The organism is Ligilactobacillus ubinensis (assembly GCF_024160875.1).
In the GTDB taxonomy this organism is placed as follows: domain Bacteria; phylum Bacillota; class Bacilli; order Lactobacillales; family Lactobacillaceae; genus Ligilactobacillus; species Ligilactobacillus ubinensis.
In genome coordinates this window covers 15079-35992 of record NZ_JAIULA010000028.1, presented here as the reverse complement: position 1 = coordinate 35992, position 20914 = coordinate 15079, and the positions used below count along the sequence as shown (strand labels likewise).

The following is a 20914-nucleotide window of genomic DNA, read 5'->3' as shown; positions in this document are numbered from 1 at the left end:
AATTACAATTGTAACAGAGAGTTATTTCTCTTTTTTGTCTTTTTTTATTTCTACCCACAAATACTTTACACTAACATATTTGGTTTTAATTCTGGAGTGGATTGCTTAATTTCTGAATTTTGATTAGCAAAGTCTTTAAGCCGCTTTTGAATTCAACCACTAATTTTTAGTTCACTCCATATGGCTATTGCTTTAATTGAATTTATTATGTTGAGCTAGTTAATTATTGTTACAAGTCTTGATAAGGATGAGTAAGGACTTCGGAGAATAACTGTTTCAAGCCATGTTCGAGTCCTTTTTTTATTTTTCTGTAAGCATAGTTTTTTGTATTCTCGTAATTGGTCCAAATTGGTAATTATATTTAAGTTTGCAACTGGTTGAAGAAATGAATAATAAAGGTTATTAAAAATTGCTGCTGGTTTTAGAAACTTAGATAACTTTCGGCTTAGAATTTTATTAGCAGTTAAAAACAGCTTGCTAAGTTTGAATTATAAAAATTAGCTACAAAAAGCTGCTTACTCTAATTAAGAATAAACAGCTAGATGAACTATACTAATTTTTATAAAAATTAAACATTTAATTTAGTAGTAACTCTTGTTAAAGAACCAGACTTATTTAAATGGCTAACTTTTTTATTGTATTTTAGTTGGCTAAACCTTTTCTTTTTAATTCCCATTTGCGTAATATTGGCATAATGAAGCCCATTCCAAATAGTAAGAAAACAAAGAAGAAATTCATAAGTAACTCATGATCGAATTGATGTGAACCAAGTTGTGAATCTTGTGGAATAAAGCCCATTGTGGCACAAACAAAGGTGAAAAGAAAACACCAAAACCCGACACCTAAGGCAAACTTGCGGTTTTTAATAAAGATGTAGTCAGAGTGAAAATCTTTTTGCTGCCATCTGATTGCGATAAAAGCAACAAAGACCCAACAAGTTTTATATGGTGAAACAATCCCATTTAGATTTAACAACCAATTATAAATGGAATTAATATTTGGCAAAGTACCACTAAGCAATAGTAAAACGAGACTAATCCCTGCGGTTAATGTGTAGCTATGAATAGGACGTCCATTTTTATTTTTCTTTAACAGCCAACTTGGCATATATTTTTCATGAACATCACCGGCAAAAACGCGACTAGCAGCATCAATTAAGACAGCTAATTGAGCTAGCATAAAGAATGCTTGAACAACTGCGAAAATGTACATTAAAATTTTGCCCCAACCTAATTGTTCACCCAGTAATTTAAAAGCGTAGTATGGACCATTCATTTTAAAATCATGTGGAATATGATTGGCATTGAAGAAGACAGCTAGCGCTAAAGTTCCGAAAATAGTTAAACATCCAGTCATAATCGCTAAGGCCCACATGGCTTTAGGAAATTCAATTTTAGGATTGCGTAAACGTGCAATATAAGGTGCGGCTAATTCAGCTCCTGACATTGCAAAGATTAATAAACCAGTGGTTGAGAAGTAATGCAAACTAAAACTTGGCTTAAACGCAGCTAAGTTAAAAGGTTGTGTAGCAATGTGGGTACCATGTGTTAGAGCATAGCCTGTCATTAAGACAAATAGCATTGACATGATGAACATCGCACCGCCACCAATTAAAGATAAAACCTCTAGTGCATTTTTAAAGACATTTTCTAATAAAATAAAGCATAAAATAATAGCAAAAGTCAGTAAACCAAAAACAGAAGTCGACATGTGTTTTCCTAGAGACGAGTTACCAAGGATTATCCAACTAATAGATACGATGACTGAATTGGAAACATCAACTAAATATGGAATTGTTTGGACCCAATACATCCATGATGTTACATAACCTAGTAAGTCACTTTTAGTTCCGCGGCGAATCCAGGAAGCCAAGCCACCTGCTTGATTGCTAAAAGTAAGACCTAGTTGACTAGTGATTAATTCATATGGAATAACATATGCAAAAAACATAAAAATCCAAGAAACAACAACGGAGAGGCCTTGGTTTTGAAACGGATAGAAGATATTTTCAAAACTAATGATAGTAACAAAATCTAGTAGAGCAATAACAAACCATGGTGTAAATTTAGTTTTTGGTTCTAGTGAATTAACATTTAAATTATTCAATTTTATAAATCCCTTCGTAAGTTAACATAATTTGATTAATAACAAACTATGCTTACCGGGATGCTTATTCAAGTACACGTTTATGGCCTCCTCTAACAAAAATATTAAATGCTGCATTTTTTATTTTAGAGTACTTTACGGTAAATTACTACCAAAAAAAGATTTAGTACTTAAGAATGACTAAAAAAATGCTACAATAGAAGCGATTCTTTGATGAATGAGAGAGGATAACTTGATGAAAAAGTATTTGGACATTGCAACAACTAAAAGCACACAACACTTGGTGTCAGAGCCTTGGCAGATGGTAGATCTTTATCAAGATATTGAAGGGGCTCAGTTAGCAGCAATTGTTATTGCTAATAATGATGAAATTGCCAAAAAACGAGCAGAGTTTATAAAAGACGAGTCAGGATTAGCAATTCCGATAGTTGAAGTTGCAGCGAAATCGGCAGACAAAGAAGTAAAAGAACAGATTATTAATGTGGCTGAAAAGTATCAAGAAAAAATGGTACCCCAATTTTTAACAGATTTAATTAACTTTGCAGATGAAAAACCAACAAGTTTTACAACACCTGGACATCACAATGGTAAATTTTATACGCGTCATCCAGCGGGAATGGTTTTTAAACGCTTTTTGGGGGATAATTTGTTATTTGCAGATGTTAGTGATACAGTGCCAGAATTAGGAGATACACTGACGCATGGCGGGACACCTTTGGTAGCTGAAAAGAAAGCTGCGCAAGCATTCAATGCAGATAAAGTCTATTTTTGTACAAATGGGACAACAAGTGCCAATACAATTTGTGCAAATGCGCTTTTAACCGAAGATGATTTAGTGTTGTTTGATCGTAATAATCATAAATCTTTATATAATAGTGCATTAGTGATGACGGGAGCAAAACCGGTTTATGTACAGACAGATCGAAATGCACTAGGCTTGATTGGGCCAGTGAATGCAGCTGATTTTAGTGAAGCAAAATTACGGGGAAAAATTGCTAAAATTGATCCCAAAAGAGCGCAAGCAAAACGCCCTTTTAGGTTAGCCGTGCTACAATTAGAGACTTATGATGGTACTTTTTATAATGCTAAGTGGTTGTTAGACAAAATAGGCAAGCTATGTGATTATGTTTTGTTTGACTGTGCTTGGGGGGGCTATGAGCAGTTTGTTGAACTAATGTCAGCTTTATCACCCTTGCAATATCAGTACGGTCCTGAAGATCCTGGAATATTAGTAACGCAGTCAATTCATAAGCAACAAGCAGGATTAGCTCAAACTTCACAAATCTTAAAAAAGGATGCTCATTTAAAGGGTCAGAAACGATATGTTGATCATAAGCACTTTAATAATGCATATTTGAAATATGTTACGACGAGTTATTCCTATCCAATTTACGCGTCATTAGCAGTTAATGCATATATGGCAGATTCATCAGCAAATAAGAGCTGGTGGGAACAAACGCTGCGATTAGGTATCGAATTTAGAAAGAAAATGTTGCAGCAATGTACTTTGTTTAAGCCATTTGTACCACGAACTGTTAAAGGTGTTAAGTGGGAAGAGATTGAAACAAATAAATTAGCCCATGATAGGAATTTTTGGAAACTAGAGCCTAAGCAATCTTGGCACGGATATCGTCATTCAGCTGAAAACGAGGCTATTTTAAGTCCGTTAAAACTAACGATTCTATCTCCAGGAGTTGATGTGAGTACAGGCCAATACACCCCAAATGGCATTCCTAGTCCTATAATTGGAGCCTATTTGACTGAACGAAGAATTATAGCGGGTAAGGCCGATTTGTATTCTACATTATTTTTGTTAACTCCAGGAGAAATGAAATATGATCTGCAAACTTTACTAGATGCATTTTTAGATTTTGAAGAATATTATAAAAATGATGCTCCTTTAAAAGATGTTATGCCCTGCTTAGCTCAAAAATTTGCTAAACGCTATGCAGGCTATACTTTGCGTCAGCTTTGTCAAGAAATGCATGAATATTACCGTGAACACAATACTTATCACTTGCAACAAAAATTATTTTTAAAACCTAATATGGAAGATTATCGACTAACGCCAGCACAAGCTGATAGACAATTCATGCGCAATGAAGGACACTTAGTTGATTTAAGTGAAATCCTTGGGAAAACGGCACTTGAAGGCGCACTCCCATATCCACCAGGCGTTTTTATTGTTGCTCCAGGGGAATGTTGGCAGCAAGTTGATATCGATTATTTCAAAGTGTTGTTAGGCGCTATGGAAAAATTTCCGGGATTTGATCCGGAAATACAAGGTGTTTATCTTGATAGACAAGCAGATGGCAGTTTTCGTGGACAAGCATTTGTGTTGGACTAAGGTAAAGTTGTACAATATTAAAGGTAGAAAGCGTATTTTTGATATTAAGGAGTATTTTTATGAATGAAGAATACATGATGGCAATCGATGAAGGAACAACAAGTACGCGAGCGATTATTTTTGATCAATCAGGGAAAAAGATTGCCGATGCACAAAGAGAATTCCCGCAATATTTCCCGGAACCAGGATGGGTAGAACATGATGCTAACGAAATTTGGAATGCAGTTTTATCAACCATAGCTACTGTTTTTAGTGATTCGGGGATTCAACCTGACCAGATTAAGGGAATTGGAATAGCAAATCAGCGTGAAACGACTGTTGTATGGGATAAAAAAACGGGGTTACCAATTCATAATGCGATTGTTTGGCAGTCACGACAAACAAGTGAAATTGCAGATAAATTGGTTAAAGCTGATTATGCAGAATTAATCCATCAAAAAACGGGTTTAATCGTGGATGCATATTTTTCAGCAACTAAAATTCGTTGGTTATTAGACCATGTTCCTGGAGCACAAAAAAAAGCTGAAGCAGGTCAGTTATTATTTGGCACAATTGATACATGGTTAGTATGGAAATTGACTGGTGGTAAGGTGCATGTAACTGATTATTCAAATGCTAGTCGAACAATGTTGTTTAATATAAATGACTTAGTTTGGGATCAGGATATTTTGGATATCTTAAATATTCCACGAAAGATGTTACCTGAAGTTAAATCGAATTCTGAAATTTATGGTGAAACAGTTGAGTATAGCTTCTATGGCAGTAAAGTCCCGATTGCCGGAATGGTTGGTGATCAGCAAGCTGCTTTATTTGGACAACTTGCATTTGAAGCGGGAATGGTAAAAAATACGTATGGTACAGGTTCATTTATCGTGATGAATACAGGTGAAAAGCCTGTTATTTCTGCGAATAATCTGCTAACAACGATAGGCTATGCTATTAATGGCAAAATTAATTATGCATTGGAAGGGTCAATCTTTGTTTCTGGCTCGGCTTTGCAGTGGTTGCGCGACAAAATGAATATGATAGAAACAGCACCGGAATCAAAAGATGCAGCTTTACGTTCTAAAAGTGAAGATGAGGTTTATGTAGTACCAGCCTTTACAGGACTAGGTGCGCCATATTGGGACAGCAAGGCTCGCGGAGCAGTTTTTGGCTTGACTCGTGGAACGACAGATGATGATTTTATTAAAGCAACCCTACAATCATTGGCATATCAGACACGCGATGTAGTTGATACTATGAAAGAAGACACGCAGATTGATATTCCTATTTTGCGAGTTGATGGTGGAGCGGCTAATAATGATTATCTGTTACAATTTCAAGCAGATATTTTGGCAACACCAATTGAACGGACCGCAAATTTGGAAACAACAGCGTTAGGGGCAGCTTTTTTAGCTGGCTTAGCAGTAGGTTTTTGGAAAGACGTTTCAGAGCTAAAACAGATTTCAGCGTTAGGCAACAGATTTGAACCACATATGGAAGAAACAAGACGTGAACAGCTTTATCGTGGCTGGCAAAAAGCAGTTAAAGCCACGCGTGTTTTCACGGAGTAAAATAATTAGCTAAAAGACAGGTTGAGTTAAGTTAACCTGTCTTTTTTGTATACTGGTGGCATAATCTAAATGTTGGAAACCAATTAGCTATGCTTAGGTTGTAGCATTATTTAAATCACAATTGAATAAATTTCATTTTAAAATGAAAAAGTTGAATTTTACTTAACTAAAATTGTACGGTAAGATGTCATTAAGCGATTAGAAGCTGACATTTTTTATTACGGAAGTTTATAAGGAGGAAATATCTATGTTACCTAAGAAATCAGAGCGTTTTGGAAAATCATCATCGGAATTGGACAATTTATTTGCGTTATCTGGACAAAACGAAGTGATTTCTTTTGCGGCGGGGTATCCTGCAAATGAGCTTTTCCCTAAAAAAGAATTGGATAGAGCTTTTAAAGTTAGAAGTACAAAGGTTGAGGCCAGCTTTTATCAGTATGGTGAAGTTTTGGGTTATACGCCATTGCGTAAGAAGATAGTGAACTATGCTAATAATTGTTTAAAAATCAACTGTGCTGTTGAAAATATTATGTTAACACAAGGCGCCCAACAGGGTATTAATTTATTAGCAGAATATTTTCTTGATGTGGGCGATGGAATTGTTGTTGAGGCTCCATCATATATTGGCGCATTGGAAGCTTTCGAAGCGAAAGCACCGGCTTTTTATGAAGTGCCTGTTCGTGAAGATGGAATGGACATGGATGTTTTAGAAGAGACGCTGATGCAACATGATGTGAAATTAATCTATACAATTCCAAATTTTCAGAATCCAACAGGTTATTGTATGTCTTTAGCTAAGCGTAAGCAACTAGTTAATTTAGCGCAAAAATATGGAGTTCTTGTAGTTGAAGATGATCCTTATCGGGAATTGCGTTTTAGTGGCGAAAGCTTACCAACGATTAAATCATTTGATACAGAGGGCAATGTTGTTACATTAGGGAGCTTTTCTAAAATTTTATCACCGGCATTACGAACAGGTTGGATGATTGGAGATAAAAATTTAATCAAAGCTCTGTCAAATGTTCGTTTAACGCAAGATTGCCAACCTTCAAATATTGTTAGTGAGATGATTGATGAATATCTTGAAAGTAATGATTTATTTGAACACATTCAAGATATGAATAAATTTTATAGTCAACGAAAGAATGTAATGATAAAAGCATTACAAGCTAATTTACCAAGTGGTTGTAGTGTTTCGAATCCAGAAGGTGGTTTCTTTATCTGGGTTACTTTACCAGAAAATATAGATAGTAATGTCTTATTACAATCAAATGCCGGGGTGACTTTTATATCAAGTGGGGCGTTGTTTGTTGTTTCACACGAGAAAAATCATATGCGTCTTAATTTTTCAGGTGTTAGTCCTACTTTGATTATGCAAGGATGTAAGCAACTATGCTGTACAATTGAGGAAGCAATTAAAAAAATTGCTGTAGTAGCATAGATAAAAAAAGCTTGACATAATCAAAAGTTAACGATAAACTAACACTAAATTAAATGTTTTTTAATAAAAGACGTTGAAGAGAAGAGTAGATACATCAGTAAGTTAAGCAGAGAGTGTCGGTAGGTGTGAAGACATAATTAAAAGTGTATTGAAGATGAACTTGGAGTCATGGAGCGCAGTGCAAGCTGTAATCCCGTGAGGATACGATACAATCCAGGACGTGTTTGCGTCTGATGAGGTTTGTATCAGTAATGATAGAAATGTTAATGGGTGGTACCACGAATAATCGTCCCTGTGTATTTATAAAATACGCAGGGACTTTTTTGTATACAAGGAGGAATTTAATTATGACACGATTTTTAACTGATTTAGTTCATGGAAAAAAACAAAATGATAATGTTACAGGGGCTGTTAATGTCCCGGTATATACTTCAACAACATACGCATATCCATCTGCTCAGGCTAATGTGGAGTATGACTATTCACGCTCGGGCAATCCAACCCGTCGTTTTTTAGAAGAGCAGATTGCGCTATTAGAAGGTGGTGTTGCAGGGTTTGCTTTTTCATCAGGAGTTGCAGCAATTCATGCAGTATTAGCAACCTTTAAAGCTGGCGATCATATTATTATTGGTAAACAAATCTACGGAGGAACATTTCGTCTGATTAATGAGTTTTTTGCTAAATGGAATTTAGAGGTTACACCAGTAGATACAAGAAACATCGCTGAAATAAAAAAGGCGATTAAAGTTAATACTAAAGCAATTTATTTTGAACCATTTACCAATCCGCTTTTACAAGTTAGTTCAGTCAAACAAATAGCTAGAGTAGCCAAAGAAAATAATTTATTAACAATTGTGGACAATACGTTTTTAACGCCTTATCTACAAAAGCCATTAGCTTTAGGCGCAGATATTGTTATTCATTCAGCAACCAAATATATTAGTGGCCATTCGGATGTTGTTGCCGGTTTAGTAGTTGTTAATAGTAAAGAACTAGCCCAGAAAGTCTATTTTAATCAAAACGCAATCGGTAGTGTGCTATCACCTGAAAATGCTAACTTGGTGCGGCGTGGATTACAAACTTTAGGGGTTAGAATGGATCGGCATTTAGCTAATGCAGCTAAAGTAGTTGATTTTTTGCAGACATCTGTGGCAATAAAGAAAATATATTATCCAGGAATTGCTGGAACAAAGGATCATGAAATTGCAGTGAATGAGTGCAATGGTTTTGGCGGACTAGTGACTTTTGAAGTTGCAGAAAATGTTGATCCAGAAGTTTTTGTTAATAACCTAAAATTGATTCAATTGGCAGTGAGTTTAGGTGCAGTAGAAAGTTTGATTGAACTACCCTGTAAGATGACACACGCAGAGTTATCACAAGAAGAACAACAAAAAGTGGGAATTACACCACAGTTAATAAGACTATCTGTTGGAATTGAAGACATTAGTGATTTGTTAGCTGACATAAAACAGGCATTACAAAAAGCAACAGTAAAATCTGTAAAATCAACAAAGGCAATTGCCTAGGGAGTGAAGTTTAAGTATGTGTAGTCAGAAAAATAGAAAAAAAGTAGCCATAGAAACATTATTAGCGCAGGCGGGAAATCATAATGATGGTGATTCACGCAATTCAGTCTCAACACCAATTTATTTGTCGTCAAATTTTCGTCATCGTGATTTGGAAGAAATTGAGACATTTGATGAGAAAACACAATATGCCTATTCGCGGTTAGCAACACCGACGCGCCGTGTTTTAGAAACAACACTAGCAAAATTGGAAGAAGGAAAGCATGCTTTTGCACTAACTTCGGGTATGGCGGCTATCCAATTAGTTTTTAGTTTGTTTAAGAGTGGAGATCACATCATTTCATTAGATGATTTATATGGAGGCACTTTTCGTTATTTTGACTATCTAGAAAAACAATATGGATTAACTTTTTCAAAATGGAATGGGCAAGAAATTGCGCAACTAGAAGCGTTAGTCCAACCACAAACACGATGTATCTGGATTGAAACACCTTCAAATCCAACGATGAAAGAAGTTGATATTGCACAAATTGCTCAAACAATTCATGAAAAGAGACCGGATATTTTAATTGCTGTAGATAATACCTTTTATACACCTATATATCAAAAACCGTTAGTCTTGGGAGCTGATATCGTTGTACATAGTGCAACTAAGTATTTATCGGGCCATAACGATCTATTAGGTGGGGTAGTGGTTGCTAAAGATGACGAGGTTGGGGAAGAATTGAGCTTTAATTTTAAAACAACTGGAGCCAATCTAGATCCATTTGATTCATGGCTATTATTGCGTAGTTTAAAGACCTTGCCCATTAGAATGAGAGCACATACTGAAAATGCACAAAAGGTAGCCCAGTATCTGGAAGATGAACCTGCAGTAGAAAAAGTTTTATATCCTGGTAAAGGCGGCATGATTAGTTTTTATGTGAAAGAGCATGAAAAAGTAGCACCATTATTTAAGCGACTACAAATTATCTCATTTGCAGAAAGTTTGGGTGGAGTTGAGAGCTTGCTGACGATTCCTTATTTACAAACACATCCGGATATGCCTGAAGCAGAAAGACTACGGTTAGGGATTACCGAAAATTTATTGCGATTATCAGTTGGATTGGAGAATGCGACAGATTTAATTGCTGATTTGAAACAAGCTTTTGCGTAAGGAGGAATAGCTAATGCGTTATCAAAATGAAGCTAACATTTTAACCCAGTTAGACGAGCTGGTAAGACGAACAAAATATACTCGAGCTACTGTTTTAACTGATTATGAGGGGTTAGATTTATTACAAGCAGCGCAAATACAGCAACAACCAACGTTAGTAGTTGAAAATACGAGTGTTAGTTCGTTTGCAAGATTACGTTCACAATTAGCTAATACCGATGTTTTAATCGTTCTAGGCAAAAGCGAAGTTTTTAAAACGGCATTTACCTTAGCTAAAGATGCAAGTTATGCAATATGGTATATTGCTCTATCACCTATTGATTGTGTTACGGCGCTAACTAAGTGTGCAGATCAGGATACAATCTTCGTAGATAGAGTTTTATTACAAAGAGCGACCAAAGAAGAGTGGCAAAATTGTTTACAACAGGCTTTTTTAATTGCAAATGAATTATTAAAGCGAAACGAACGAGGATTTGCATATCTTTGTGAGACGACATTACAGGTAAAAAAAATAGCTGATCTAAATGAAAAAGACTGGTTGAACTTTAGTAATACACTATTTTTGTTGCAAAATTATGCGCAAGAGTTATTAAAAAAAGAAGCAAAAAAAGTATTTAATTAAAATAATAAAAATAGTGAAAAGTTATTGAAAAAGATTTGCTGTTTTATTAGATTAGGCTGAGAAAAGCAATTTATCTTTGAGCTAATTTGTAGTAAAATTACTAAGACCCGTATTATTAAACGGGATTGGTAATTGGAGGAATTAAAATGGCAGAAAGACGCCAGCTTGATGCAAAGCGAATTGTTGTTAAGGTAGGAACAAGTACATTAATATATCCGAATGGAAAGATAAATTTAAAAGCGATTGACCAATTGAGCTATACACTTAGTGGTTTAGTCAATGATGGAAAACAAATCGTACTTGTTTCCTCAGGTGCTATTGGTGTTGGTATGGGACAATTAAATTTAACAGAACGACCCACAGATATTCCAGCGCAACAAGCATTAGCTGCGATTGGGCAAAGTACACTAATGACAATCTATCAACAACGTTTTGCTACTTATAGTCAGAAAATTAGTCAAATGCTATTAACGCATGATGTTCTAGATTACCCAGAGAGTCGCGCTAATGTGTTAAATGCGTTTGATAAGTTATTAGATTGGGGTATTATACCAGTTGTAAATGAAAATGATACAGTTGCAGTTGATGAATTAGACCATAAAACAAAGTTTGGCGATAATGATCAATTATCAGCAATTGTTGCTTCTATAGTAGATGCAGATTTATTGATTATGCTATCAGATATTGATGGCTTTTATGATAAGAATCCGCGTAAGTACCAAGATGCAACATTATTAGCTGAAGTTAATAAAGTAAGTAAAGATACGTATGAACAAGCTGGTGGCAAAGGAAGTAAGTTTGGAACAGGCGGTATGTTAACCAAACTTAAAGCGGCAAAAAGAATGATGAAGAATGGCAAACAGATGGTTTTAGCCAATGGGAGTAATCCTTCGATTATTTTTCGTATTTTAGCTGGTGAAAAAATTGGAACACTTTTTTCGCGGGAAGATTAAGGAGGCTGCAAAATGACTGTTGATTTACAAGATATGGGTCAAAAAGCACAACAAGCTAGTTATCAATTGGCACAATTAGATACATTGCAAAAAAATGCAGTATTAAGTACGATGGCAACAGAACTTGAACAGCGCAGTCAAGAAATAATTGCTGTTAATCAAGCAGATTTGGCTAATGCACATGGATTGACAGCGAGTTTTTCTGATCGCTTAACCTTGGATAAAGAGCGCATCTATGCGATGGCAACCGGACTGCGCGAAGTAATTAACCTACCTGATCCAATTGGCAATGTTGATAAAGCATGGGTGAATAATGCAGGATTAAGGATTGCTAAGAGACGCGTTCCAATTGGTGTTGTCGGTATAATCTATGAGGCACGTCCTAATGTAACTGTAGATGCAACGGGATTATGTTTTAAAACAGGAAATGCAATTTTGCTTCGTGGGGGTAAAGAGGCCTTACAAACCAACATCAAACTGGTTGAGATCTTACGAGCAGCCTTGGTAAAGCATAATTTGAATCCAGATGCAGTTCAAATTTTAACTGAGACTTCACATGAGTTAGCTAATGAGTTTATGCAACTAACTGATTATATGGATGTCTTAATTCCACGAGGTTCGGCTAGATTGATAAAAGCAGTTGTTCAAAATGCTAAAGTACCAGTAATCGAAACCGGAGCCGGAAATTGCCATATTTATGTAGATGAGACGGCAGATTTACAAATGGCAACTGATATTATGGTTAATGCAAAAGTGCAAAGACCCTCGGTTTGTAATGCTGCAGAAAAGTTAATAGTGCATAAAAGTATCGCAAGAGAATTTTTGCCACAAGTGGCACAACAACTTGCTAAATATAACGTTGAGTTGCGTGGTGATAGACAGGCCTGTGATATTTTGAAAACGAAATGTACTCTTGCAAGTCCAGAAGATTGGGATACAGAGTATAATGATTATATTTTAGCCATTAAGGTTGTTGATTCGCTTCAAGATGCAATTAAGCATATTAATGCACATAATACAAAACATTCAGAAGCTATTATTACTAATGATTATACAAACAGTCAGTTATTTTTAGATCAGATTGACGCGGCGGCTGTTTATGTTAATGCTTCAACCCGTTTTACGGATGGCTTTGAATTTGGTTTTGGAGCTGAAATCGGTATTTCAACACAAAAATTACACGCTCGTGGGCCAATGGGATTAGAAGAATTAACAACAACTAAGTATGTGATTCGAGGCAATGGTCAGGTACGTAAATAAGAGAGTGGGACAAAAACCCAAATTTAAGTAAGAAAAGATTATTGAGAAATTTACCGTTCACGTCTGTTTAAACACCATTTACGCTATTTAAAATATATTTTGATATGTTAATGCTATAGTAAAAATATTCAGGAAGATTACAGTTTTTGGTGAAATGAGTATCATAAAATTCTTAATGAGTGCATTAAAGTTATTCGATGGCAAGTTAGGTTGTAAGCACAGCCGAGTTGGTTTGGGGGAAGATGATTTAAAGTAGTTTAAGATAGCCATATCTTGGATGAATTGAAATTAATCATTACAAACAGTCATAAGAAAGCATTGATGCAGATATTTTTGCGAATAGCTTAACGATGTAAGGGTGATAGACATCGTACAGTATATAACAGTGGACGCTGATTTTAATTTTAGCGTGCACTATTTTTTTATCATTGGAAGTAAGCAAAAGTTATTTGAGATGAGGTGTTCGTTTGAAAGTAGCATTGATACAGATAGATATAAAACGTGGCGATACAGAGGTTAACTATGCGCATGCTTTAGAAATGATGCGACAAGCTCTTGCTATTGAGAAAAAGCCAGATGTTTTAGTATTACCAGAAATGTGGAATATTGGTTATGCGTTAAAACAGTTGTCACAAAAAGCAGATGTTGATGGAACTGAAACAAAACGTATTTTACAAGAATTCGCCCAGAAAAATGATGTTAATATTGTTGCGGGTTCAGTGGCTACCAATAAAGCGGGTAAATTTTATAATACAAATTATGTTTTTTCAAGAAATGGTCAAATTATCAATGATTATGATAAAGTCCATCTTTTTGGATTGATGCAAGAAGATCGTTTTATTAGTTCTGGAACACAAAGAAGTAACTTTAACTTAGATGAGATACCCGCAAGTGCTGTAATTTGCTATGACATCCGGTTTCCTGAATGGCTACGAACGCTGATGGCACAAGGCTCACAGATTCTGTTTGTCAGTGCACAATGGCCTGTACCTAGAATAAAGCAATGGGAGATTTTGCTTCAAGCACGTGCAATTGAAAATCAAGCATATGTTGTTGCGGTTAATCGGGTAGGCGATGAACGACGGGACTCTTTTAATGGCCATAGTATGGTAATTGATCCATTAGGCAACATAGTTGTTCAGGCCAAAAGTGAAGCTGAGGAGATTGTGTATGCCGATTTAGATTTAGAACAGGTTGCAAAAGTTCGTGGAGTAATTCCGGTATTTAACGACAGACGACCTGAATTATATAGGTAAAAGGAGAGACTCTTCAATGGAATTTGAACAAGCAAAATTAATGCAAGGATTGCCTAAGCAATTTTTTGCAAACTTAGTTTTAAAGGTTAATGAAAAAGTTGCTCAGGGTAATGATGTCATTAATTTAGGACAAGGTAATCCGGATCAACCCACTTTTTCGTATATTGTAGAAGCAATGCAAAAAGCTGCTGAAGATCCAGCAACACATAAGTATGCGCAATTTAGAGGACAACCTGATTTTAAAAAAGCTGCTGCTGCATTTTATGAAAAAAAATATGGAGTTAAATTAGATCCTGAAAAAGAAATATGTGTTCTAGGTGGCTCTAAGATAGGACTAGTTGAGTTACCTTGGGCACTAATGAATCCAGGCGAAACAATGCTTTTACCAGATCCAGGCTATCCAGATTATCTTTCAGGAGTGGCATTAGGCAGTGTAAACTATGAAAAAATCCCATTGAAAATTGAAAATAAATTTTTACCTGATTATAGTAAGATTGCACCAGAAATAGCTAAAAAAGCAAAGTTTTTGTATCTTAATTATCCGAATAATCCTACTGGGGCAGTTGCTACCAAAGAGTTTTATCAAGAAACAGTTGCTTTTGCCAAGAAATATCAAATCGGAATAGTCAGTGATTTTGCATATGGCGCGATTGGATTTGATGGTAAAGACAATCCTAGCTTTATGCAAGCTGATGGTGCAAAAGATGTTGGAATTGAGTTATATACCTTTTCAAAGACTTTTAATATGGCTGGTTGGCGCGTGGCATTTGCAGTAGGTAACGCTGATATTATTGAAGCACTCAATTTAATTCAAGATCATCTATTTGTTAGTGTGTTTCCAGCAATTCAAAAAGCTGGAATTACAGCATTAGCAGATGAACAGTGTGATAGCGAGGTGGCAAAATTAGTTGCTCGGTATGAACAACGGCGTGATGCTTTTGTAAATGCAGCAGCTAAGATTGGCTGGAAGGCTTTTGTTCCAGGCGGGACATTTTATGCTTGGATGCCAGTGCCTAAGGGTTATACAAGTGAACAGTTTGCAGATTTATTGTTAGATAAAGTGAGTGTAGCTGTTGCTCCTGGGCGTGGTTTTGGTGAAGGTGGCGAAGGCTATGTTCGAATTGGATTATTAGTTGAACCAGAAAGATTAGTTGAAGCAGTGGAGAGAATTAAAACACTGGATTTGTTTTAAATGATTTTCATAAATAAAGATACTCATATTAATATCCATGCTAGTTAAATACAGTTTTTCTGAACCTGGGAAAACTAGTATGAGATATTAGTATGGGTATTTTAATTATTTTTTGAAATCGTTTTATTTTATTTGTAGATAGTGCTTCTGCTATACTTAGATAGAAACATTAGAATATGGGTAGATAAAGGCTTAACGTATTTTAATGTAGGGGGTAGTAGTAATATATGAATTAATATATCAATTAAAAGGGGGAGATTTAATGATGAATAATCATAAAGTCAAATGTATGACGTATCTGATGGTTATCGTTTTTGTTTATAATTACCTTTCATCAGTATGGGTAGGGTACCTTAATAATTTTTTGCCAGCAGCATATAATATCAATACGGCGAGGATTTCATCGTTGCTAACTTATCTCGAAAAAAATATCTGGCAATATGTAATTTCAATATTGGGATATTTCTCTATTTTCCTTATTTTAGTGGTGATGCTTGTTTTTATAGTCTTATTAACTAATGATAAATTAACTGCAAGCAATATTCGGCATGGTCTTAGCAATCAAAGAGTGTATTTAGTGACAGTGTTGTTACTTTTGTTCTTGTTACCGTTAAATCAAATAGGATTGAAAATACCTATTGTAAACTACATTACAGTACCAACAACATTTATTGCTATGGTTAGTGGGCCTCTAAAAAATATTATTTTTTGGAGCAGTTATGTTATTGTGATGTTATTTGTTCTAAAATTAAAATATGTTTTTTACTATTTACTTATTGAAAATGATAATCTTAAAAAAGCAATTCGTAAAAGCTGGGATGCCAGTCACCATACTACCGTTAGAAATGTAAAAATAGTGATATTATTTGTGTTGCAACTAATTATAGCAGTTACTTTTGTAGCTGCATTACAATATATATTTGATGAGTTAAGAATATTTAGAGTTAGTATTCTGACGGCTAATGTGTTAATGAGTTTACTAGCTGGTGTGATATATTTTTTAACAGCAGAAGTAATCTTACTTTTTACATCGAGCCCTAAGAAAATAGAAAAGAAAAATAAATCAGTTTCTGAGTATGTTTTTTCTGTCATATTATTGATAATAGTGGGCTTTTCATCAGTAGCATTAGCGGGGCGTTTATTAGCTAAGCCAGCGTCAGATTACCTAGTAATTGCACATATGGGTATTTCTTCTAAAAAAGATGTCCCTAATTCAATTAAAAGCTTGGCAAAAACTCATCTGACTAAGCCTGATTATGTCGAAATTGATATTCAAAAAACTAAGGATGGTCAGTATGTACTAAGTCATGACTCAACGATTGAATCTGTAACAGGTAAAAAGTTTAAAATTAGTGATACTAGTTGGAAAAGACTGCGAGAAGTTAAATTTATTTCCTCCGGTCATAAAGTTTACCTAACTAATTTTCGAACTTATTTAAAAAAAGCAAACCAATTAAATCAAAAAATATTAGTAGAACTTAAAATAAATTCGACTATCAATAATAATGAATTACAAAAACTTATTGATAAATATGGAAAGGACATGCAGAAAAATCATACCCAAATCCAATCCTTAAATCAGAACTCTTTAACAAGATTAAATAAGTACACTAATATTACTTTGGGTTTACTGTCACCAGTTAATAATTTAATCAACAATTCTAAGAAAAATCAGTTTTACTCAATTGAGTTTTCAAGTTTATCTCCGCAAACAACAAAAAAGGCACATAAATTTGGAAAAAAGATATATGCTTGGACAGTTAATACTGATTCCGATATTACAACAATGTATGCTTATGGTGTGGATGGCTTTATTACAGATACTCCAGCAACTACGCGAGAATACTTAAAAAAAGTAGCTAAGCAGCCGCAATATGCTAAAGTTGTTTGGAATGGGTTATTATTCAAACGTTCTAATTTCTAATGTCTTGAATTTTAAAATTAAATGCAACGCTATATCAAAAAAGACCTCATATGGTGTTTGGCAATCCAAACATTTTTGGGACGAAAATTTAATTTGTTGACTATTTCCTGAACTTCATCGTTTGCCCTATTATCTAAGCTTTGTTTTTTAGGTGAGTATTCACGTAAGAGTCCATTGACATTTTCATGTGACCCACGTGACCATGGTGCATCTGGATCAGGAAAATAAAAAAGGTTGCTTTAAATAGATTTCGAGAAACTTAATATATAAATCTTTGTATCGGATATTAACAGATTAAACATTACTTAGAGCAATAGCTGAACATTGTTGGAATAACCCTCAGTATCTATAATTAGACGATTGTTTTGATATACTAACTATAATGAATAACTTCTTCTATTCATCATCAATACTGAACAATAATTTGTACAGAGAGATTATTTCTTCTAATTCTTTACGTGATACATGATCAACAGTTTCTTCGTCCGTGACATGCCTTGCCCGCAAATCTAAGGCTATTGTTTGATCTAACAATACTTTCCCATAAATGGTCTGACTACTAGTTAGTCGATGATACATCGGAAAATTACGCTCAGTACTGCTAATTGGAGCCACAATCGTCATGTTACTTGTCTGACAGACTAGATCATTGCTTAGAGCAATGGCAGGTCGCCGATTCATTTGTTCATGACCACGGCTTGGATTAAAGTTAACATAGAATATATCACCCTGACTTACCATTGAAGTTCATCACCTTCTGACTTTCCCCAATCAAGCTCGTGATCACGTTTCCCGTCATCTTGCCAGTCCTTAAACAGTTCATGAATATCGGTTGGATTCTTTTTTATGGGTGTTAAAACAATTGAGCCATTTTCAATTGTTATTGTCATAGCTTGGTTATCATCTAATTTCAATTGCTTAATAATCTGGCTAGGAATTCTAGCAGCTTTAGAGTTCCCCCACTTTGCTAAGCGTGTTTGTCCTTTAATAATTTCCATATTTTCCCCTCCTAAATTATTATTTCGATTTAAGTATATCCTTTGTAGATACAAAATACAACTATTCTTATTGGAGATCATTTACATGCAACAAAGTGCCTTGCTAATCACGGATTCGAATGTTTTCAAAGTAGTTCAAGATACTTTATTCGATGATTTCAGAGCTAGTTGGTGTAACTATAGTTGATAAAACTACGTTGCTAAAGTTTAGTGATGTCATGTGCCTAAAACAAGCAGATACTTTTAGCGCAGGCGGTTTTATTAAACAAAGTATGTTTATTCATCTTGAATTTTCAAATTAAATGCAACGCTTATTCAAACGTGAGATTGAAGAAAAGTGCATTAGAAAGCTAAGTTTTTCTAAGTAATTGTAAGATGTTTGAAAAGTTAATCCAACCATTTTTTTCAAGCTTTAAGCGTTGTGAAAGTTCATCAAGGGCTATTACATGATCTTTTTTGCTGAGGTAATTTTGCAAATATTGGTCGTAGTATTTAATTTCTATTAGTGGATGTGTGGCAATTATGGTTTTAAGGTCTTGGAGCTGCTGATTTAGATCTATAAGTGCTTCATCGGCTAAAGAAATTGGGCGTGTCACTTCACGAGTACTTGAGTTAAGCATATCTGAATAACCAGAAAGAGCAGCAAAGGGTGCAAATTGAACAGCTCTTTCAGATGAAGGCATATGCAGGTGGCGTTTAGGCCCGTTATACTCAAAACTCATGATTTTCTGGTACCTAGTTGTGTCGCTGAAAATTTTTTCCATAGTAAACACTCCTATGCTTTGTGTCCACCAATTTGATTACCTCTTTGTAAAGCAGTTGCTTCTTTTTTTAAATCAGAGGCTTTGAAGATAGCTCGTTGACCATAACGTTCTTTCAAAGCAAGAATGACCTGTTGTTTTCGTTCTTCGCGGTCAACATCTTGGTTAAGCTGCGGACTATCATTAGGTTTAGAGAATAAGTCTAGTTGTTCACTATACTGTAAAGTAGCTGCAGCTTTTTTGGACATAATATTACTAGCAGTAATGGTTATTTTTCGGATTAGTAAGCGTGGATTGGTAATTTGCGCATATAATTTTAAAACGGAGGGAGTAATTAAGTCATCAGATGCAGTCATTTTCTTAAAATTAGTTGTACCATGACCATGTTTAGGGACTTCACGGCCATAAAAATCAATTGTTGTAGGGCCAGTATAGCTACAGAAAGTTAGACTCTTAATATCATAGCTGATAGTTAGCATAATTTGATTAGTGACCAGCTTTTTTCTTAATAGTTCTAAGACAAGGGCTTCTGACATTTCTCTAACAATGAGTTTAGCTTCCATGAAAGTATAAGGATGCATTAAAACTTGACCGGAACCAAGAGAATTATGTTTAGGTCGATAGTTTTTTATATCAGTAAGAGTGGTGGTTTCCTTCCCCCAAGCGTGATCTATCAGTAGTTCAGCATTAACACCGAAGTTTTTATACAGTAGTTCTTCATTGTATTTATCTGAAAGAGTACCTAATGAACAAGCGGCAATGTCACCCATTGTATTTAGACCTAATTTAGCTAAACGTTTGGCATATCCACGTCCAACGCGCCAAAAATCAGTAATTGGTTCGTGAGCCCAAAGATATTTACGGTAAGATGCAACGGTTAAATGCGCAATTCTAACACCATCTTTATCAGCCTTAATTTTTTTGGCAACAATATCCATAGCGACCTTAGCTAAATACAGATTCTCACCAATTCCTGCTGTAGCAGTAATTCCGGTTTCTTGCATAATAGTTGTTAGAATTTTTTTGGTGAGAGTATGGGCATTAACGCCATAAGTTTTTAAGTAACTAGTTAAATCAATAAAAACTTCATCAATTGAATAGACATGAATATCATCTTGCGAAACGAAACGTAAATAAATTTGATATATCTTAGTGCTCATCTCAAGATAAAAATGCATACGTGGAGGAACAACGAGATAATCGACTTTTAAAAATTTATTTTTGAATAATTCATTTTTATAAATAGAAGAGCGGGGCAGGCGTGTATGTAATTGCTTTTGCTTTGCTAAATTGAGAGATTTTATTTTTTGTTCAACTTCAAATAGTCGTGGTCGACTAGGAACGCCAAAACTTTTTAAAGCAGGAGAGACGGCTAAACAAATTGTTTTGTTAGTTCGGGACTCATCTGCTACAACCAGATTAGTATTGAGTGGATCAAGTCCAAGTGCAATGCATTCTGTAGAAGCGTAAAAAGATTTTAAGTCTATTGCTAGGTAGATTTTATTAGAATTCAAAGCAACCCCTCCTTAAAAGCGAATATATGTTCTATATATTATTATAATCGAAAAAAGAAGATTAGCAACAAAATTGTGCCATAATTAATCGTATGTTTAACTAAAAATACTCACATTAGTGTCTTACATAGATATTAATTACATTATCTATGTAAGACATTAGTGTGAGTAATGAAAAGAATAGTGATTGATGAGTCCGAGTTAAAAGTAGCGGACTCTTTTTATCTATGCCTTAGAGTGTGTGTTCTACGATTAACGTTGTAATCTCAACTCCGAATTATCCAGCTTACAATGATAACAAC

General features: G+C 34.9%; 17 protein-coding genes and 1 pseudogene. 12 read left to right on the top strand and 6 right to left on the bottom strand.

Translation table 11 applies throughout. The features are described from left to right. Window positions 1–642: 642 nt before the first annotated feature. Window positions 643–2106 carry an APC family permease gene (locus tag LB941_RS11125; RefSeq protein WP_253362045.1) on the bottom strand — a complete coding sequence of 488 codons (1464 nt, stop codon included), beginning with the start codon at window positions 2104–2106 and terminating at the stop codon, window positions 643–645. Window positions 2107–2341: 235 nt separating this feature from the next. Between LB941_RS11125 and LB941_RS11120 the strand changes: the two genes are divergently transcribed. From LB941_RS11120 to LB941_RS11070, 11 genes are all read left to right on the top strand, one after another. Continuing rightward, on the top strand, window positions 2342–4453 hold the full coding sequence (locus tag LB941_RS11120) for a putative ornithine decarboxylase (protein WP_253362044.1): 2112 nt from the start codon (window positions 2342–2344) through the stop codon (window positions 4451–4453). A 59-nt stretch (window positions 4454–4512) separates the two neighbouring features. After that, window positions 4513–6009 carry a glycerol kinase GlpK gene (glpK, locus tag LB941_RS11115; RefSeq protein WP_253362043.1) on the top strand — a complete coding sequence of 499 codons (1497 nt, stop codon included), beginning with the start codon at window positions 4513–4515 and terminating at the stop codon, window positions 6007–6009. A 247-nt stretch (window positions 6010–6256) separates the two neighbouring features. Next, window positions 6257–7450: an aminotransferase-like domain-containing protein gene (locus tag LB941_RS11110; protein ID WP_253362042.1), complete on the top strand. Its 1194-nt coding sequence runs from the start codon at window positions 6257–6259 to the stop codon at window positions 7448–7450. 347 nt (window positions 7451–7797) lie between these two features. After that, the gene (locus tag LB941_RS11105) at window positions 7798–8976 is read left to right on the top strand and encodes a trans-sulfuration enzyme family protein (RefSeq protein WP_253362041.1); all 1179 of its coding nucleotides are present in this window, start codon (window positions 7798–7800) and stop codon (window positions 8974–8976) included. A gap of 16 nt (window positions 8977–8992) precedes the next feature. Beyond that, on the top strand, window positions 8993–10132 hold the full coding sequence (locus LB941_RS11100; RefSeq protein ID WP_253362040.1) for a trans-sulfuration enzyme family protein: 1140 nt from the start codon (window positions 8993–8995) through the stop codon (window positions 10130–10132). 13 nt (window positions 10133–10145) lie between these two features. Beyond that, window positions 10146–10754 carry a hypothetical protein gene (locus LB941_RS11095; RefSeq protein ID WP_253362039.1) on the top strand — a complete coding sequence of 203 codons (609 nt, stop codon included), beginning with the start codon at window positions 10146–10148 and terminating at the stop codon, window positions 10752–10754. Between the two features lie 146 nt (window positions 10755–10900). Beyond that, the gene (proB, locus tag LB941_RS11090) at window positions 10901–11707 is read left to right on the top strand and encodes a glutamate 5-kinase (protein WP_253362038.1); all 807 of its coding nucleotides are present in this window, start codon (window positions 10901–10903) and stop codon (window positions 11705–11707) included. A gap of 12 nt (window positions 11708–11719) precedes the next feature. Beyond that, window positions 11720–12967 carry a glutamate-5-semialdehyde dehydrogenase gene (locus LB941_RS11085; protein WP_253362037.1) on the top strand — a complete coding sequence of 416 codons (1248 nt, stop codon included), beginning with the start codon at window positions 11720–11722 and terminating at the stop codon, window positions 12965–12967. 467 nt (window positions 12968–13434) lie between these two features. Beyond that, window positions 13435–14223: a carbon-nitrogen family hydrolase gene (locus LB941_RS11080; RefSeq protein ID WP_253362036.1), complete on the top strand. Its 789-nt coding sequence runs from the start codon at window positions 13435–13437 to the stop codon at window positions 14221–14223. A 16-nt stretch (window positions 14224–14239) separates the two neighbouring features. After that, window positions 14240–15415 (top strand): pyridoxal phosphate-dependent aminotransferase, encoded by a 1176-nt coding sequence (locus LB941_RS11075; protein ID WP_253362035.1) that lies wholly within the window; start codon window positions 14240–14242, stop codon window positions 15413–15415. 262 nt (window positions 15416–15677) lie between these two features. After that, a complete protein-coding gene (locus tag LB941_RS11070) occupies window positions 15678–17339 on the top strand; it encodes a glycerophosphodiester phosphodiesterase family protein (RefSeq protein WP_253362034.1) in 1662 nt (553 codons plus the stop codon). Here the strand turns inward: LB941_RS11070 and LB941_RS12610 are convergent. From LB941_RS12610 to LB941_RS11060, 3 genes and pseudogenes are all read right to left on the bottom strand, one after another. Then, a pseudogene (locus LB941_RS12610) lies at window positions 17316–17569 on the bottom strand (transposase); the annotation flags it as partial. The gene LB941_RS11070 and the pseudogene LB941_RS12610 overlap by 24 nt on opposite strands. 166 nt (window positions 17570–17735) lie before the next feature. After that, a complete protein-coding gene (locus LB941_RS11065; protein ID WP_253362033.1) occupies window positions 17736–18080 on the bottom strand; it encodes a type II toxin-antitoxin system PemK/MazF family toxin in 345 nt (114 codons plus the stop codon). Next, window positions 18074–18337, bottom strand: a complete 264-nt coding sequence (locus LB941_RS11060; protein ID WP_253362032.1) for an AbrB/MazE/SpoVT family DNA-binding domain-containing protein — start codon at window positions 18335–18337, stop codon at window positions 18074–18076. Before LB941_RS11060 ends, LB941_RS11065 begins: the two co-directional genes overlap by 7 nt. 152 nt (window positions 18338–18489) lie before the next feature. On the opposite strand from LB941_RS11060, the gene LB941_RS11055 reads away from it, so the two are divergent. Next, window positions 18490–18639: a hypothetical protein gene (locus tag LB941_RS11055; protein WP_253362031.1), complete on the top strand. Its 150-nt coding sequence runs from the start codon at window positions 18490–18492 to the stop codon at window positions 18637–18639. A 48-nt stretch (window positions 18640–18687) separates the two neighbouring features. On the opposite strand, the gene LB941_RS11050 is transcribed toward LB941_RS11055, so the two are convergent. Together LB941_RS11050 and LB941_RS11045 are read right to left on the bottom strand one after the other, a co-directional pair. After that, window positions 18688–19101 carry a hypothetical protein gene (locus tag LB941_RS11050; protein WP_253362030.1) on the bottom strand — a complete coding sequence of 138 codons (414 nt, stop codon included), beginning with the start codon at window positions 19099–19101 and terminating at the stop codon, window positions 18688–18690. Between the two features lie 11 nt (window positions 19102–19112). Continuing rightward, window positions 19113–20612, bottom strand: coding sequence for a Y-family DNA polymerase (locus LB941_RS11045; protein WP_253362029.1), 1500 nt, complete (start codon window positions 20610–20612; stop codon window positions 19113–19115). Window positions 20613–20914: the final 302 nt, after the last annotated feature.

What these genes read in the sequence shown, in the direction of transcription:
- LB941_RS11065 (WP_253362033.1), bottom strand. Translation starts at nt 18,080, where the DNA reads ATGGTAAGTCAGGGTGATATATTCTATGTTAACTTTAATCCAAGCCGT.
- LB941_RS11110 (WP_253362042.1), top strand. Translation starts at nt 6,257, where the DNA reads ATGTTACCTAAGAAATCAGAGCGTTTTGGAAAATCATCATCGGAATTG.
- LB941_RS11120 (WP_253362044.1), top strand. Translation starts at nt 2,342, where the DNA reads ATGAAAAAGTATTTGGACATTGCAACAACTAAAAGCACACAACACTTG.
- glpK (WP_253362043.1), top strand. Translation starts at nt 4,513, where the DNA reads ATGAATGAAGAATACATGATGGCAATCGATGAAGGAACAACAAGTACG.
- LB941_RS11100 (WP_253362040.1), top strand. Translation starts at nt 8,993, where the DNA reads ATGTGTAGTCAGAAAAATAGAAAAAAAGTAGCCATAGAAACATTATTA.
- LB941_RS11070 (WP_253362034.1), top strand. Translation starts at nt 15,678, where the DNA reads ATGATGAATAATCATAAAGTCAAATGTATGACGTATCTGATGGTTATC.
- LB941_RS11050 (WP_253362030.1), bottom strand. Translation starts at nt 19,101, where the DNA reads ATGGAAAAAATTTTCAGCGACACAACTAGGTACCAGAAAATCATGAGT.
- proB (WP_253362038.1), top strand. Translation starts at nt 10,901, where the DNA reads ATGGCAGAAAGACGCCAGCTTGATGCAAAGCGAATTGTTGTTAAGGTA.
- LB941_RS11075 (WP_253362035.1), top strand. Translation starts at nt 14,240, where the DNA reads ATGGAATTTGAACAAGCAAAATTAATGCAAGGATTGCCTAAGCAATTT.
- LB941_RS11055 (WP_253362031.1), top strand. Translation starts at nt 18,490, where the DNA reads ATGATTTCAGAGCTAGTTGGTGTAACTATAGTTGATAAAACTACGTTG.
- LB941_RS11060 (WP_253362032.1), bottom strand. Translation starts at nt 18,337, where the DNA reads ATGGAAATTATTAAAGGACAAACACGCTTAGCAAAGTGGGGGAACTCT.
- LB941_RS11085 (WP_253362037.1), top strand. Translation starts at nt 11,720, where the DNA reads ATGACTGTTGATTTACAAGATATGGGTCAAAAAGCACAACAAGCTAGT.
- LB941_RS11105 (WP_253362041.1), top strand. Translation starts at nt 7,798, where the DNA reads ATGACACGATTTTTAACTGATTTAGTTCATGGAAAAAAACAAAATGAT.
- LB941_RS11095 (WP_253362039.1), top strand. Translation starts at nt 10,146, where the DNA reads ATGCGTTATCAAAATGAAGCTAACATTTTAACCCAGTTAGACGAGCTG.